Source organism: Kothea flammea (assembly GCF_052161645.1).
Classification (GTDB): domain Bacteria; phylum Planctomycetota; class Planctomycetia; order Pirellulales; family Pirellulaceae; genus Laterigemmans.
Window position 1 is genome coordinate 5,237,152 of the sequence record NZ_CP197414.1, and the last position, 15,710, is coordinate 5,252,861.

Below are 15,710 nucleotides of genomic sequence, written 5' to 3' on the forward strand. Positions count from 1 at the left end.
CTCAAGCAACCCGGCTTTCGTCTTTGGCATTGATCCATTCGCTCGTGTCGATCGGTTTCCCAGACCGATTGACTTCTCGCACCGAACGAACAAGATCAACGACCAGATGAATCCCTCCAAAAACGATCAGGGCAAAAAATCCGCCGGCAGCCAAAAGCACTGGAATGATTTTCAAGTCCATTAAACCGATGGTCGCCAACACCAGTCCGCTGATGAATAACAGCGTCTTAAACTCGGTCGGCCCAAACCGGCTCAGCACAAAGCGACCTGTTAGCTTGGATTTGATGTTCGTCAGCACCGCGTGGCCAAACAAAATGATCAGAGCGGCAAGTCCCCAGCCGAGCGTTTCTAGGGCCACCGAGATCCCTACCAGCCAATAGGCAAACGACATAGGGTCGGTAAAGTGGTCGAGCAATTCACCCCCGTGACGACATTGGCCAGTAGCCCGCGCATGCGTGCCATCGACACAATCGGCAGTGTGATTCCCCAGCACCCCGATCGCCGCCAAAATTCCACCCCAGGGGCTGCTCAGTGAAAAAGCGAACCCAATGGCCCCAACGATTGCGAAGCCGTGCCCAATCAGCACAATGCCCTCCGGCGGAAACCAAGCGGGGATGTGCAAACGAGGATACAGCGACTTGAGAACTGGACCAATCAAGGGGTCAAGCAAGCTGTAGGAAATGCGCTGAGACATCGAATCGGTTCACATTAAAGAGTCGCGGGACTATGGACAGGCGCTTTGGGCGGGCGATGACTTGGTCGCCAGATCACACAGAGACCGCGCCGCCACGAATGCCGCGCAGCTATTTGCTCTTTTCGCTAAGCGCCCCAAACTACGACCTTCCAAACGTGCACCGGTAAATCCGCAAAATGTCGCGGCCAACGAATCAGATTGGTGCCCGCGAATCACGCGAATGAGCGCGCATGGGAAAGGATAGATGTTGTCGTATCCATATCCGCGCTATCGGACTGAGTCGCGTAGATTTGCGTCATTCGCGGGCAAATCGGTTTGGCTTCGCTGGGAATTAGCTCGCGTTTATTGGCTAATTGGCGGGTCTCCAAAAAGAGCCCAACTCCCTACGGCGAGACCAAGTTCGGGCGTCCGCCCCTTATATCAGTTCCCAACCGGGACGATATTCACGTTTAATCATTGGTGCCGCTTCGGGCGCATTGCGACATTGCATTGCCTCGGCATCCCACTCCAATTTTTTCCCGACTCGATAGGCGACATTTCCTAGATGATTGGCCTCCGTCAACCAGCCCGCATATTCGAAATTACAAGTGGTTGGAGCGCCGGTTTTGCACGCGTGAATCCATTCCGCGTGATGCCCCATTGATGCCGGGATGAATGGCTCGGGAGGCTGGAAATCGGCAAATTTATCTTCCGGCAAGAGCACATATTTGCCGTAGTCCGACAGCAACATGCCATCGTCACCAACGAATAACGCGCCGTCATTCCATTGTGGGATTTGTTTATCAAGCCAGGGCTGCGGTTTATTTTGGCCTTGGTACCACGTTAACTCCAAACCGGGTTGATCACCGCGTGGCCCGTACGTGTAGGTGGCCTGCATGGAAGCCGGCGCGATTTCGGGATGAGGCGGCGGGCCAGAGGCTTCGATCGTTAGCGGAGCGCGCAAATCGAGAGCCCAAAATGGCAAATCATTCCAGTGGCTGCCGAGATCCGACATGGTGCCATTGCCAAAGTCCCACCAGCGATACCACTTGGGCCCCGGTACGTAGATATTTGAAAAAGGCCGCGCCGGAGCTGGCCCCAACCAAAGATCCCAATCGAGGTGGCTGGGCACCGGATCGGCTTGCGCGGGACGTTCAGCGGTAAAGACGATATCGCCATAACTCCTGGCCGCCTCGGCCGTTGGCTGCCACCCCCAGGTTCGCGAAACCCAGACGTGAACCTCACGCACTTTCCCAATCGCTCCGGTTTGGATCAGCTCGACCACGCGGCGATAGTTATTGCCGGCGTGAATTTGTGTCCCCATTTGCGTCGCCACGTTGGCCTCAGCAGCCGCTTCGCGAATCACACGAGCTTCGTGAATGTTGTAAGTCAGCGGCTTTTCACAGTAGACATGCTTGCCGAGTTTGAGGGCAGGCAAGGTGGCAAAGGCGTGCGTATGTTCGCAGGTGCTGACCACGACCGCGTCAAATTCTTTTTCATGGTCAAACAACTGACGGAAATCTCGCACCGTGCGGGCTTTGGGAAAACGTTCGGAGGTGCGTCCCAAAGTATTCGCATCGACGTCGCAAATGGCGACGATATTCTCACCCGCAACGGATCCCAAATTTCCCCCGCCACGGCCGCCGACACCAATCACCGCGATGTTTAGTTTGTCATTCAAGTTTCGCCCCCGCACGATGGTCGGCACAGCCAAGGTGGCTGCTGCGGCCGAGGTCGTGGTGAGGAAATCTCGCCGGCTGGGGCGTGAGCGACTGCGGAGAGTTTGTTGGCCTGCTGGCAACTGAGAAGGTGTTTGCTTGGACACAGCGGCGAGCCTTTGCGGTGCGGGGGTGGGAAATGCTGGGGGACCTTGAGCCGTTATTATACAGGCTGATCGGCCACGAGTTGCACCAAAGTCCGCACCATCGAACCGGTGGCCCCGGCATCACGGAACGGTTTTGCCGCATCGGCAAAAGCTGGCCCAGCGATATCGAGGTGTACCCAAGGTTTGTCTTGGACGAAATTCTCCAGGAACTTGGCCGCCGTGATGGCACCCGCCCAACGTCCCGAGCCGACGTTTTTGATGTCCGCTACGTTGCTCTTGATCAACTCGCCATACTCGGGAAACATGGGCAACTGCCACACCCGCTCGCCGGTTTTTTCCGCAGCCGCCGCCACTTGCTGGGCCAATGCGTCGTGATTGCTGAACAATCCACTGACGTCATGTCCGAGCGCCACGAGACAGGCTCCCGTGAGCGTGGCCAGATCGACGATCCAAGCTGGTTTATCCTCACAAGCCACATCGAGCACATCAGCCAAGACGACACGTCCTTCCGCGTCGGTGTTGAGAATTTCGATCGTTTTTCCACTGCGAGCGCGGACGACATCCCCCAGCTTGTAGGCATTGCCCGCGATCATGTTTTCCACCAACCCACAGTAGGCAAACACGTTCTGCTTAAGCCCCATTTGCGCGATCGCTTGCATGGCACCCACAACGGTGGCAGCCCCCGCCATGTCGCACTTCATATCAACCATGCCGTCGCTGGGTTTAATCGATAAACCACCGCTATCAAACGTGACTCCTTTGCCGACGAGGGCCAGCGGAGCGGCATTTGGTTGGCCACCGCGATGCCGCAAAATCAACAACCGTGAGGGCCGCGTGGAGGCTTGTCCCACCGCTAGCAACGCCTCACAGCGTTCTTCCTCTAATTTGTCGGTGTCCCAAATTTCGACTTCCAAGCCGACTTGCGCGGCCATCGCTTGCACCTCCGCCACAAACGACTCGGGGTACATCTTGTTGGCCGGCTCGTTGACCAGTTTGCGAGTGAAATTAATCGCGTCGCCCAAAATAATGCCCGTGCTGGACTGCTCTTCGCTGGCCCCAGCAAAGATCAACTCTTGCGGAGCATAGGTGGCCCGCTTGGTGCGATACAGATCTTGACCTTGGGTCGCCGCCAAAGCACCGGCGATGAACGCAGATTGGCACTGCTCCGGGACCAAGTCTGGCAGCGAAACAACGACCTTTCCAATATCGCGATCGGTCAATTGCCGTAAAGCTCTCCCCCCCAGTGAGTAAGCATCTTGCTGGGACGTTTGCGTTCGCTCGGCGATCCCCAGCAACAAGGCGCTGGTCGCGTTCTTCGCGTTTGGTAGCGGCACCAGCGAACTGTCGGAGCTGGAGTGGTCGAGCAGGCCATTGGCGAAACACTGGCTAGCACCCCCGCCGAGCCACTTGTCGATTTGTTCGCCGATGGGGCCAAGAAATCCTTGCTTATCGTACCCAACAACAAGACAGTCTCCCCCAAAATCCAAAGCCGAATCACGGGTTGCTATCGCTTGCATAAAATCCTCGTAAACTGTGGCGGTCAAAAGCGGCTGGTTAGTTTAAGCCAGCCGCCTCGGTTATCCCAGCATACCGAATTCGGATCACCAGCCCGCGGCCAGTAACTTTCCATGAAACACCGAAGCACACGAGCATTGGTCGACGACCTGCGACATGGGGGTCACCTGGTAACTTGCGAACACGAGGTCGATCCGCGGCTGGAAATGGCGGAAATCCAACGACGCGTCTACGCCAGCGGCGGTCCGGCGGTCTACTTTCCCAATGTTCGCGGTTGTCGCTTTCCTTGTGTCTCCAACCTATTTGGCTCGCTGGAGCAATCACGCTATCTCTTTCGGCACACGCTGGAAGCGGTGCGGCGAGTCATCGAGCTGAAAATCGATCCCACCGCTTTGCCTCGTCGGCCTTGGCGATACGCGTCAGCCCCCTTTACCGCGCTGCGGATGTTGCCACGCAAAGTCCGTCGCGGAGCGGTCTCGGCTGGTTCATGTCGCTTGTCCGAACTGCCGGGGATTCAAAGTTGGCCCGACGATGGCGGACCGTTTGTGACCCTCCCGCAAGTGCTCAGCGCCGATCCGCAAGCCCCTCAGAATCTGATGCGGGTGAACCTTGGCATGTACCGCGTGCAGTTGGCGGGGAACGACTACGTTGCCGACCAGGAAGTCGGATTGCATTACCAAATTCACCGCGGCATCGGTGTTCATCATCAAGCTGCCATGAGCCGCGGAGAGCGGTTGCGAGTAGCGATTACGGTCGGCGGAGCGGCAGCCATGACTTTGGCGGCGGTAATGCCGCTTCCCGAAGGACTGACCGAACTGACTTTCGCCGGAGCCTTGTCGGGGCGACGTGTGCCAATGATTTGCCGGCCCGACATGGCCCCCGTTTACGCCGATGCCGATTTTGCCATCGTGGGAGAAATTGACGCGGGGGCAACGAAACCGGAAGGGCCCTTCGGCGACCACCTCGGCTATTACAGTCTACAACACGATTTTCCAGTGATGCGAGTCAAGCACGTGTGGCATCGCCAAGACGCGGTCTGGCCATTCACCGTGGTGGGCAGGCCGCCGCAAGAGGACACCAGCTTTGGACAGCTGATTCATGAACTGACCGGGCCGATCATTCCCACGGTCATACCTGGCGTGAAAGCGGTGCATGCCGTCGATGCGGCTGGCGTGCATCCCTTGCTGCTGGCTCTCGGCAGCGAGCGATACGTACCCTTCGCGCCGCAAACCGAACCGGCTGAAATCCTCACGCAAGCCAATGCGATTCTTGGCAACGGTCAATTGTCGTTGGCAAAGTATCTAATGATCGCGAACAGCCACGACGCGCCGGAACTTGACTTACACGATATCCAAGCTTTCCTGCACCACTTGCTCCGCAGAATTGACTGGCGCCGCGACCTGCATTTCCAAACGCGAACGACGATCGACACGCTCGATTATTCGGGAGACGGATTTAACCGCGGCAGTAAAGTGGTGATGGCAGCCAGCGGAAAAGAGATTAGACAGTTAGCCGATCGCCCGCCCGTCGACTTGATCCTACCCGCTGGGTTTTCAGATCCACGTTTGGTGATGCCTGGAGTGCTGGCTATCAAAGCACCCGGCTACCAGCAAGAAAAGTCCGAAGCGATGCTGGAGAGGTTCTGCGAGTCACTGAGCCAGACCGTTCCCCAGTCTGCCGCAGCCGAATCGCCGCTGGCAGGCTTCCCCCTGATTACGCTGGTCGACGACGCGGAGTTTACCGCCAAGCAATTGAACAACTGGTTATGGGTAACATTCACGCGCAGCAATCCGGCGGTTGATGTCGGTGGGATTCACGCGTTTAATATTCACCGACATTGGGGCTGTCACGGTCCGCTAGTGATCAACGCCACGATCAAACCGCATCACGCGCCACCGCTAGTGGAAGACCCTGACGTGGTATCAAGAGTCGATGCGTTGGCGGCACGCGGCGGGGCTTTAGCGCGTTGGCTCTGAGTGCTCATACATTGCCATAACTGTTCAACAGCTTTTAGATCTTGTTTCGTGGCACGCTGATCGCTGTACACGACGCGATTGTAAGCATCAATCACTTGCTGGGAGATGCCAGCTTGTTTGCCCAACAATGGTTTGGTGCGTTGAGCATACTCGAGCGGCGTCTCCTCATCGCCACGAGCGACACCAGCCTCCCGCGCCCAGGCTTCAAACGCTTGGAACGTGACGATAATGCTGGCTCGCGGTTTGAGTCCGGCGGTGAGCGGATTGCGAAAAGCCGAAAAGGGACGTGGCGGCGGTCCGCTCGGGGCCGCCAAAGCGACCTTCGCATTCTCAGCAGCCGTCTCCGGGCGGTCAAAGAATTTCAGCAAGTCTTGCCACCATCGCGATATGAGGTCGCGGTTCTTGAGAATAAAGACGACGATGATTGCCAGCATAATCGCCGCCAAAATCCACTTGAATAAACTCGTCCCCCAACTCGCCAATTTAGGCAACCAATTCGATGTGGAAGATTCGTTGCTAGCAGCCGATTCGCTACCAGAATCACTCGATTCTGCCGCCCCACTCGCTTCCTTGCGCGGATCATTTTGAGACCCTCCCTGAGCAGACTCCCCACCACTCTCGCCAGAGGACGTCTGCTCCGCTGAGCGATTAGAGTCCTGTTGTTGGGAACCCTGCTGAGAATTCTCTTTGGATCCTTGTTGTGATCCTTGCTGCGAACCCTGCTGCGAACCTTGTTGCGATCCCTGTTGCGATCCTTGCTGGGATCCCTGTTGTGAACCTTGCTGGGATCCTTGTTGTGAACCTTGCTGCGAACCCTGTTGTGAACCTTGTTGCGAACCTTGTTGCGAACCTTGTTGTGAACCTTGTTGTGAACCTTGTTGTGAACCTTGTTGCGAACCTTGTTGCGAACCTTGTTGTGAACCTTGTTGCGAACCTTGTTGTGATCCCTGTTGTGAACCTTGTTGGGATCCTTGTTGTGAACCCTGTTGTGAACCTTGTTGGGATCCTTGTTGTGAACCCTGTTGGGATCCCTGTTGTGAACCTTGTTGGGATCCTTGTTGTGAACCTTGTTGTGATCCCTGTTGTGAACCTTGTTGGGATCCTTGTTGTGAACCCTGTTGGGATCCCTGTTGTGAACCTTGTTGGGATCCTTGTTGTGATCCCTGTTGTGATCCCTGTTGGGATCCCTGTTGTGAACCTTGTTGGGAACCTTGTTGAGAACTTTGCGGGTTACCTTTTCCTTGTTCACTGGGAGCGCCAGTCGGTGCACCTTGCTGGCCACCTTTAGCGTTGTTACTACCTCCGGCTGGCTGTCGCTCGGCGGCGTGGCCTTGGGAAGCTTTTGCCGCGTCGGGTCTAGAATCTTCAGTCCCTTCGTCACCCCATCCGTACCGGCTGGCACTCAAGTTGTCCGGGGATGTAATCCAGTCGGGCAATTGCAAGCTGGCGATCATGCGGCCCGGCATGGGTAGCAGGAACGCGAACAAGAGTAACGCAGCCACCAGCGCCGCGCCTCCCGCCAGCCAAGCGACCGAGACTTCGCCCGGCATTTCGGCACCGCGTTGCCTCAGGTAACGGCGGACACCGAGAAAGCTGGTCGTGACCAACAACGTGAGGGTGGCGAACAGATAGAGTCCCAAGGAACGCAGCGCGCCGGTTTGAATGGCATCAAACCCTGGCAGCACCAATTGACCGATACCGAACAACGGCAAAGCGGCGATCGCCAAATACAACACGGTGCGGCCCGGTTGATGTCCGCGGCGGCGACGCGGTTGGGCTCGCGAATCAACAGCATCTTGGTCGCTGCCGCTGGTCCCGTCCAGGGAGACGTCAACGGCTGCTTGACCGTGTCGGCGGGCGCCCCACGACCCCACACCGCCGAACAAGCCCCGCGAGTCGATCAAGCCTTCGCCGCTGGAATTTTCCGCATCGTCAATCACCGTGCAATCAAAGGTGACTCGATCAGCCAACCACCAAATTAAGATGATGAATAGCGTGTTGACAATGAAACTTAGCCCCGCGAGCGGCCCATCAAAAACGACAAAGCGATTGATCGCCAACATGGTGGCGGCACCCAGGGCGGCGGCATAACCCATCGCGTAGGCTCGCCCCTGTTCAATGGCAATTCGCGCAATCAGCGTGGCCGCTACGACGAACAAGAACAAGATATACATCAGCCGGCTGGTATATTGCCCGCGATAGACACACAGCACCAAAAAATGAGTCAGCGCGGTCAGCATCAGAATGATTAAGGCGGGACAAATTGCGATCACCGCATAATCGGCTGCCGTTTTTTCCAATTTGCGGGTCATCGTAACACCACCCTGCGGCAAACTTCGGGCAATTGCTGCTCGTCGATCAACTGCATCACCGGAATATTCGCAGCGATCATCGGCCCCGCCACGTTGGCGAACTCCTCGGCATTATAAGCGTTCACAACGACGGCGATCGACCAGCCCCGCCGTGCCATTCCCAGGATCGCCGCACTTGTCTCGGCGGTCGCTTGCTGTAACACGATGATCAAGGTCGTATCACGGGAAAGCCGTGATTCGACTTCGATCAACGACGGTCCCAAACGCAGCGCATCGGTCAATTCCAACCGGGCCAACGTGCGTTGCAATTCTTGCTGATGGACTGGCCCGGTGGCAGCGGGAACAACGATCGGACGCAGCCGATTATCGCTGTCGCGCATCGTCAACGAAGTTTGCGCCGCGGTGCGGGTGCGAAAGTCGCTGTCCCATCCGGCGGTGCGAATCCGGTCGGCCGCATCGCGACCATTGGATGCCAACCCGATCGGCTGGCCCATCTCATACATCGCCGCGGCGATCGAGGCGGCCAGCGTGATGGCTAATTCCGACCGCATTGGTTCATGCCGGCTGGGATTGGTTTCTTGATGCAGATCCAACACCATGGTCGCCCCAGCCACGCTGGTCGGCTCATAAATCTTGCTGTGCAAAGTGCCCGTGCGGGCTGTCGCCGCCCAGTGAACTTGTCGTAACGGGTCGCCCGGTTGCCAGCGTCGAATACCGCGCAGTCGCGTGGGATCGTCCATCAGCATCTCTGTGAGGCGAATTTCCCCGATTGGTCGCCGCGAGGCCACGTCATATCCCGAGAGCGGAATAATCTTGGGCATCACAAGCAAGTATTGAGGTTCCGTGCCCACGCGATACCGCCGACTCAAGCCCATCAAGTCTCCCGTCTCCAACACGCTGGGGCCAATCTGATAGTAGCCACGTCGATTGCAGCGGAGCACATAATTGAGCAGCAGCTTTTGCCCCGCCCTGAGAAACATCAGGCGCAGTCGTGCCCCTTCGACTTCCAACGCTGGGGGATTGTAGATCAGGGCAGCCCGGGGCAATAAATCCTCGACAAGCAGCCAAGCAACCGGCAACCGCCCGCGGTTTGTAATTTCAATGCCAATCGGTACGGTGGTGCCAATTTCCACTTCCAGCGGACCTGAGCGGCGCGTGGCTGTGACGTTTTCGGCCCAGGCTTTGGCCATCAGATAGTTGCCAGCCGCCACCGCCACTGCCGCGTATGCCGCATACAGCCAAAGCGATGCGCCGGCGACCATGCCCAACAACACCAACGCCGATCCACCGGCCAGCCAGCCCAACAAGCCCACGCGGTTGGTGCCCACGACGCCCGCCCCGGCGCTGTCGCTCATCTGGCCAGCTCGCTGGTTGCCGACTCGGCTGGCAAATTAATCGTCGGCACAGCAATTTCAGACAGGATTTGTTCCATCGTTAACTCTCCGGTAATTTTTCGCAGCCGGCTTTCAGGACGGACAATGATCCGGTGGTTCATAACCGGCCCCACAATCCGCTTGACATCGTCAGGCAATACATAGCCGCGCCCGCGAATGGCAGCCATCGCCTGGGCACATCGGAATAAAGCGATGCTGGCTCGCGGGCTGCCACCCAGGGCCAAATCCTCATGACCACGCGTATCATGCACGATCTGCAGCAAATACTGTCGCACTTTAGGATCGACAAAGACTTCGCGTACGGCTCGCTGAGCATCGATCAGCTCCGCGGCCGAAGCAACTTCCTGCAGCGAATCGACGGGATGGGCCCGCTGCAACATTTCCAGCATCCGCATCTCCTCTTCCATCGTCGGATAACCCAAGGAAAATCGCATCAGAAAGCGATCAAGTTGGGCTTCGGGCAGCGGAAACGTACCCTCGTGGTCGACCGGGTTTTGCGTGGCAATCACCAGAAAAGGTGGGTCCAACGTATGCGTCACCCCATCGACGGTAACCCGCGCTTCGGCCATCGCTTCCAACAACGAAGCCTGCGTCCGCGGTGTGGCCCGATTGATTTCATCAGCCAACAACAGTTGCGTGAAAACAGGGCCAGGACGAAACTCGAATTCGGCCGTCTTCTGATTGAATATTGATGTTCCCGTGACGTCGCTGGGCAGCAAGTCGGGGGTGCACTGCACGCGTTTAAACTGACAGCCGACACTGCGAGCCAGCGCGCGGGCCAACATCGTTTTCGCCACACCGGGAACATCCTCTAGCAGAATATGGCCACCGGAGAGCCAAGCGACCAGCGACAGCACTAGCTGTTTTCGCTTGCCAACAATCGCCAGTTCAACATTGCCAATAATCCGCCGCGCCAAATCCGTTACGGCAGCAGGTGACGAAGGGGGGGCAGACATATCGAATTGACAACCTTAGACGAGGCGACTGATCCAGCGACTAGCGGTTCCAGCCTAAACGCAGCCCCCTCTTAAGTAAACATCGCAGCCGCCGGATTCGAACGCGCGAGCGGCTTAGGTCGCCGCTCAAATCGCTGCTTTGCCCCGGCCGATCTAACCCTGAGTCGCCGCCGCTGGCGAACCAAGTGTCTGCTGAAAGCGGTCAAACAAATAGTGGCTATCGTGGGGGCCTGACGCTGCCTCAGGGTGGTACTGGATTCCAAAGGCAGTGAATTCCCGGTGCCGCACCCCCGCAATGGTGTCGTCGTTGAGATTGCGATGCGTCACTTCGAGCTCAGCGGGAAGCGACGATTCTTCCACGGCAAAACCATGATTTTGCGTGGTAATTTCCACTTTCCCCGTGGTTAAATCTTGCACCGGTTGGTTTACGCCGCGGTGACCAAACTTCAGCTTAAAGGTCTTGGCACCACACGCCAGCGACAACAACTGGTGCCCCAAGCAAATTCCAAATACCGGGACTTGCCCAAGTAAATCACGGATCGTCTGCTGGGCGTAGTCCAGCGGTTCAGGGTCGCCAGGTCCATTAGAAAGAAACACGCCGTCTGGCTTCATATCCATCACGTCTCCTGCCGAAGAGGTTCCCGGCAAAATGGTGACGCGATTCCCGCGGCTGGAAAAATGCCGTGGAATGTTCCATTTCATACCATAGTCAAGGCAAACCACGTGCGGAGCCGAAGGGCCAGCTTCAACTGCACTTCCGGCAACAGAACCGAGGGCGGTCCATTCATCCAGGTGCGTGTTCCAGACGACAGGCGAGTGTGGCATCACTTCTTGCACCAGATCGCGCCCCACCAAACCAGGGGAAGCCTTCGCTTTGGCGACGAGGCTATCGTCGTCGAGATCCATCGTTGACAACACGCCCCGCATCGCCCCCACGGTGCGGATACGACGGACCAGGGCGCGGGTGTCGATGTCCGAAATCGCGACCACGCCGTGCTGAGCCAAGTAATCGCCCAGCGATCCTTCCGCACGATAGTTGCTGAAACGGCGACTGCTGTGGCGGACAATGAAGCCTGCCAAAGATGGTGCCGCGTGCTCAATATCGGCTTGATTGACTCCGTAGTTACCGATTTCCGGGTAAGTCATCGTGACGATTTGACCGCGATAGCTGGGGTCAGTCAAAATTTCTTGATAACCGGTCATGGCGGTGTTAAACACCACTTCTCCGCTGACCTCCCCCGGTGCACCGATCGAGATTCCGGCGTAAACGGTTCCATCCTCGAGAGCCAGCTTCGCCGCTGTGGCCTGCAACATTGACATGAACTTCCGCGCGTGCGTGTGATTTTATTTTCGAGGCTGGCTGTGCGCGCACAGCCACCGCCGCTCTTCCAAAGCTACGCTGACCCGCCACATTCGACAAGGCCCCCGGTTGCGTAGGCCCCCGTTAAATCGACAGCAGGCCAGCGGAGCGTTAAACTGGGCTCCCGAAGTTCAAAACCAGTTCTCAAGAACTCGTGCTCAGATGGCGGAGTGACTCAACAATGCAACATTGGCAATTCCCGCGACGATTCTTGGTTCGGGCGGTGCTGGTCGGTTGGCTCGTGGCAGTTTCGTTGTGCGGTGAGCGTCCATTTAACGGCTCCGCCTCTGCGGCTGAGCCCTGGGCAGAGAACCCCTGGTACTGGTCACACGCTGGACAGCCCGTTTTATTGCTCGGAGGCAGCGACGACGACAATCTCTTCCAATGGCCAGCAGAAAAATTGCTGCCGCAACTCGATCGGATCCGCGCAGCGGGGGGAAATTTTGTTCGCAACACGATGAGCGACCGCAAAGATGCCGGCTTCGAAGTCTACCCTTTCGCCAAGCTCGCGAACGGCCGCTACGACCTGGAACAATGGAACCCCGAATACTGGGAGCGGTTTGAGCGGTTCTTGCGGGAAACTTCCCAGCGGGGCATTTTCGTTCAAATCGAAATTTGGGACCGCTTTGACTACACCGACAACCGAGCAAACGACCCTCGCCGCTGGGAAGATCATCCTTATAACCCTCCGAACAATGTCAACTACTCGGCCGCCGAGACAGGGTTAGAACGCCGCTACCCCGAGCACCCCGGCGCGAACAAACAACCCTTTTTCTTTTCAACCCCCGCGCAGCGCAACATTGAGCCGCTACTGAAAATCCAAACCGCTTTTGTCAATCGTTTGTTAGATTCCAGTTTGCAATATGATCATGTGTTGTATTGCATTGATAACGAAACCCGCGCCGAACCCGCTTGGGGACGTCATTGGGCCGAGCTGATTCAGAGTCGAGCGGCCGCGGTGGAAAAATCAGTCCCCGTCACTGAAATGTGGGATGACTGGAATTTAACCGCGGAGACACACCGGGAAACGTTTGATCATCCCGAGTTATACAGTTTTGTCGACATCAGCCAAAATAATCACAACAGTGGTTGGCAACATTGGGAACGGGCTCAGTTTGTGCGTCAATTACTGAGCGATGCTCCGCGGCCAATCAACACCACGAAAACCTACGGTGCCGATGGCAATAAATTTGGACACACCAACCAGGATGCCATTGAACGATTTTGGCGACACCTATTGGGCGGAGTCGCTGCGGTTCGCTTTCATCGCCCCGATTCGGGTTTGGGGATTAACGATCAAGCGGTCCACTGCATCCGTGCGGCGCGACGCGTGGAGGCTGCGGTACCGTTTTGGAATCTAACGCCCGCCATCGAAATGCTGACCGATCGCGAAGCGAATGAAGCATACGCGGCAGCAACCGTCGACCAAGCCACGATGGTTGCCTTTTTCCCGCGTCAACAGACATTGGCAAGCGTCGGACTGGTTGACTCACTGGCAAAGCATCGCTGGCAAATTGTCTGGGTTGATGTCGATCGTGGCAGTTCCACCAAGCAACAACAACTCAAACCACACACCGCGATTGTACCGCCAGCGGATGGTAATTTTGTGGCGATCATGAAACGACTCGACGCCACCGTGCTCGGTGGCGAAGTGATCAAGGTTAACGGCGCCGGTAACGACCAAGAGTGGAAGGGATTTGTCTGTTTACCCGCGCCGGAATTGCGAAAGTCACCGCAGCCTTGGGTGATGTACGCGCCGACGCTATTGCCAAATTATCCGGACGAACATGAGCGTTGGTTACACAGTCAATTATTGGCAGCGGGCATTGCCATCGCCGGTGTCGATGTTGGCGAAGCGTATGGTAGCCCCCGCGGGGTGCTGGCGATGAATGCGTTGTACGACCGACTGACCAGTAGCCGAGAGTTCAGCACACGCGTCAGTCTGCTGGGGCGATCACGTGGCGGTTTGTGGGTCAGCAGTTGGGCCGCTGAGAACGGGGACAAAGTTTGCGCCATCGCTGGCATCTACCCGGTCTTTGATCTAACAACTTATCCGGGCCTTCCCACCGCCGCGGCAGCTTACGACCTGACGGCCATCGAGCTGCAAGCCGAGCTGAGCAAGTTTAACCCGATCTCCAAAGCGACCCGCTTGGCCGAGCTGGCAATTCCTTGTTTCATCATTCACGGCGAAGAGGATACCGTGGTGCCGATCGAACCAAATTCGTTAGCACTGCAAAGGCTGTACGAAAAAGCTGGTCAAGCAGCGGCCATTGAAGTCCTGCCGATCGCCGGGCAAGGACACAACTATTGGCCCGGTTTTTTCCGTTGTCAGGAACTTGTCGATTTCCTCATCGAGCATACAAAACAAGAGTAAAATCTAGCGGTTAGCGGTTTTGGCGTTAGCCACCGTTTTGTTAGGCGCGATTAGTTCGGTTCAAGCCGGGAACCGCGGCTAGCGCCAGTGCGGCTAACGGGAACCGCGGCTAGCGTCATTGCGGCTAACAGGAACCGCACCAAACCGCTAAACTATTAGATCAACGAATTAAGATTTTTGATCACCAACAACTTTCTTTGAGGAATTTCATCTATATGTCTGTTGCTCCCCGTTTCATCATGATCGGCGGTTTCCTCGGTGCCGGAAAAACAACCATGATTGCCAAGTTAGCGAATCAATTTCGCCAAGCTGGCAAGAATGTGGTCATTGTGACCAACGACCAGGCTGCGGATCTCGTCGATACCTTGATGCTGCGTTCGCAGGGATTCCAAGTCGGCGAAGTAGCCGGTTCCTGTTTTTGTTGCAACTTTAACGAGTTAACCGGCACGGTCGAACAGCTTGCCGCGGAATCGCGGCCCGATGTGATATTGGCCGAACCGGTGGGAAGTTGCACCGATTTGGTGGCGACGGTTATCCGGCCCCTCGAACAACTGTATGAACAACCATTTGAGATCGCACCCTTCGGCGTGATCATCAAACCGAGTCATGGATTTCGCATTTTGGGACGCAACGACCGGCGCGGCTTCTCGCCCCAAGCGGAATATATTTTTCGCAAACAGTTGGAAGAAGCCGATTTCATTATGATCAATCGGATTGATGAACTGCCCGCTGAGGAAGCTGCCGAGATCGCTCAACTGCTGGAAACAGAGTTCCCGACGACGCCTGTCCTGCAAGTCTCCGCGAAAACGGGAGCCGGTTTTCCCGAAATCTGTGACTTCCTACAGCGACAAGATGTTACCGGCCAACGGCTGATGGAAGTTGATTACGACGTTTACGCGGAAGGTGAAGCCGAGCTCGGTTGGTTGAATTGCCAAGTTAAGTTGTCCGCCGACTCGCCTTTCTCGCTCGATGATTACTTGCTGCAGTTGCTGGGCGAGATTAAAACCAACGCCGTTGCCGATGATGCCGAAGTGGCTCACCTCAAAGTAATCGGCATGGCAGATGGCAAAACGGCGGTGGCTAATCTAGTCAGCAACGCCAACGATCCAGTCGTTTCGCTGGCGGCAAACTGGCAGGGCACAGCGGCGGAGTTGGTGATTAACGCGAGGATCGCGATGGACCCGGAGATACTGTCACAGATAGTCCAAGCGGCTGTGGAACACGTCGCCGACGCGAATGCAGTTACCGCCAAAGTTGACGCTTTGCAAAGCTTCCGACCCGGCAGGCCAGTACCTACCCATCGCCTTAACAACTAACTAGCCACT

At 56.7% G+C, this 15,710-nt stretch carries 10 protein-coding genes; 3 read left to right on the plus strand and 7 right to left on the minus strand.

Translation table 11 applies throughout. The features are described from left to right. Position 1: 1 nt before the first annotated feature. From SH139x_RS19565 to SH139x_RS19575, 3 genes are all read right to left on the minus strand, one after another. Positions 2–694, minus strand: coding sequence for a CDP-alcohol phosphatidyltransferase family protein (locus SH139x_RS19565; RefSeq protein ID WP_488351452.1), 693 nt, complete (start codon positions 692–694; stop codon positions 2–4). 415 nt (positions 695–1,109) lie between these two features. Continuing rightward, entirely contained in the window at positions 1,110–2,474 is a 1,365-nt protein-coding gene (locus tag SH139x_RS19570; RefSeq protein ID WP_488356050.1) for a Gfo/Idh/MocA family protein, read from the minus strand. 80 nt (positions 2,475–2,554) lie between these two features. Beyond that, positions 2,555–4,015 (minus strand): leucyl aminopeptidase, encoded by a 1,461-nt coding sequence (locus SH139x_RS19575; RefSeq protein WP_488351453.1) that lies wholly within the window; start codon positions 4,013–4,015, stop codon positions 2,555–2,557. A 111-nt stretch (positions 4,016–4,126) separates the two neighbouring features. On the opposite strand from SH139x_RS19575, the gene SH139x_RS19580 reads away from it, so the two are divergent. Next, a complete protein-coding gene (locus tag SH139x_RS19580) occupies positions 4,127–5,989 on the plus strand; it encodes a UbiD family decarboxylase (protein ID WP_488351454.1) in 1,863 nt (620 codons plus the stop codon). On the opposite strand, the gene SH139x_RS19585 is transcribed toward SH139x_RS19580, so the two are convergent. The 4 genes from SH139x_RS19585 to carA form a co-directional block, all read right to left on the minus strand. Next, complete coding sequence (locus SH139x_RS19585) at positions 5,899–8,301, minus strand: DUF4129 domain-containing protein (protein ID WP_488351455.1); 2,403 nt, start codon at positions 8,299–8,301, stop codon at positions 5,899–5,901. The two genes, SH139x_RS19580 and SH139x_RS19585, sit on opposite strands and share 91 nt — an antisense overlap. Continuing rightward, complete coding sequence (locus SH139x_RS19590; protein ID WP_488351456.1) at positions 8,298–9,656, minus strand: DUF58 domain-containing protein; 1,359 nt, start codon at positions 9,654–9,656, stop codon at positions 8,298–8,300. The genes SH139x_RS19585 and SH139x_RS19590 overlap by 4 nt, the downstream gene beginning before the upstream one ends. Next, the gene (locus tag SH139x_RS19595) at positions 9,653–10,651 is read right to left on the minus strand and encodes an AAA family ATPase (protein WP_488351457.1); all 999 of its coding nucleotides are present in this window, start codon (positions 10,649–10,651) and stop codon (positions 9,653–9,655) included. Before SH139x_RS19595 ends, SH139x_RS19590 begins: the two co-directional genes overlap by 4 nt. A gap of 153 nt (positions 10,652–10,804) precedes the next feature. After that, entirely contained in the window at positions 10,805–11,971 is a 1,167-nt protein-coding gene (gene carA / locus SH139x_RS19600; protein ID WP_488351458.1) for a glutamine-hydrolyzing carbamoyl-phosphate synthase small subunit, read from the minus strand. A 221-nt stretch (positions 11,972–12,192) separates the two neighbouring features. Between carA and SH139x_RS19605 the strand changes: the two genes are divergently transcribed. Beyond that, positions 12,193–14,385, plus strand: coding sequence for an alpha/beta hydrolase family protein (locus SH139x_RS19605; RefSeq protein WP_488351459.1), 2,193 nt, complete (start codon positions 12,193–12,195; stop codon positions 14,383–14,385). A gap of 215 nt (positions 14,386–14,600) precedes the next feature. After that, the gene (locus tag SH139x_RS19610) at positions 14,601–15,701 is read left to right on the plus strand and encodes a GTP-binding protein (protein ID WP_488351460.1); all 1,101 of its coding nucleotides are present in this window, start codon (positions 14,601–14,603) and stop codon (positions 15,699–15,701) included. Positions 15,702–15,710 lie beyond the last annotated feature (9 nt).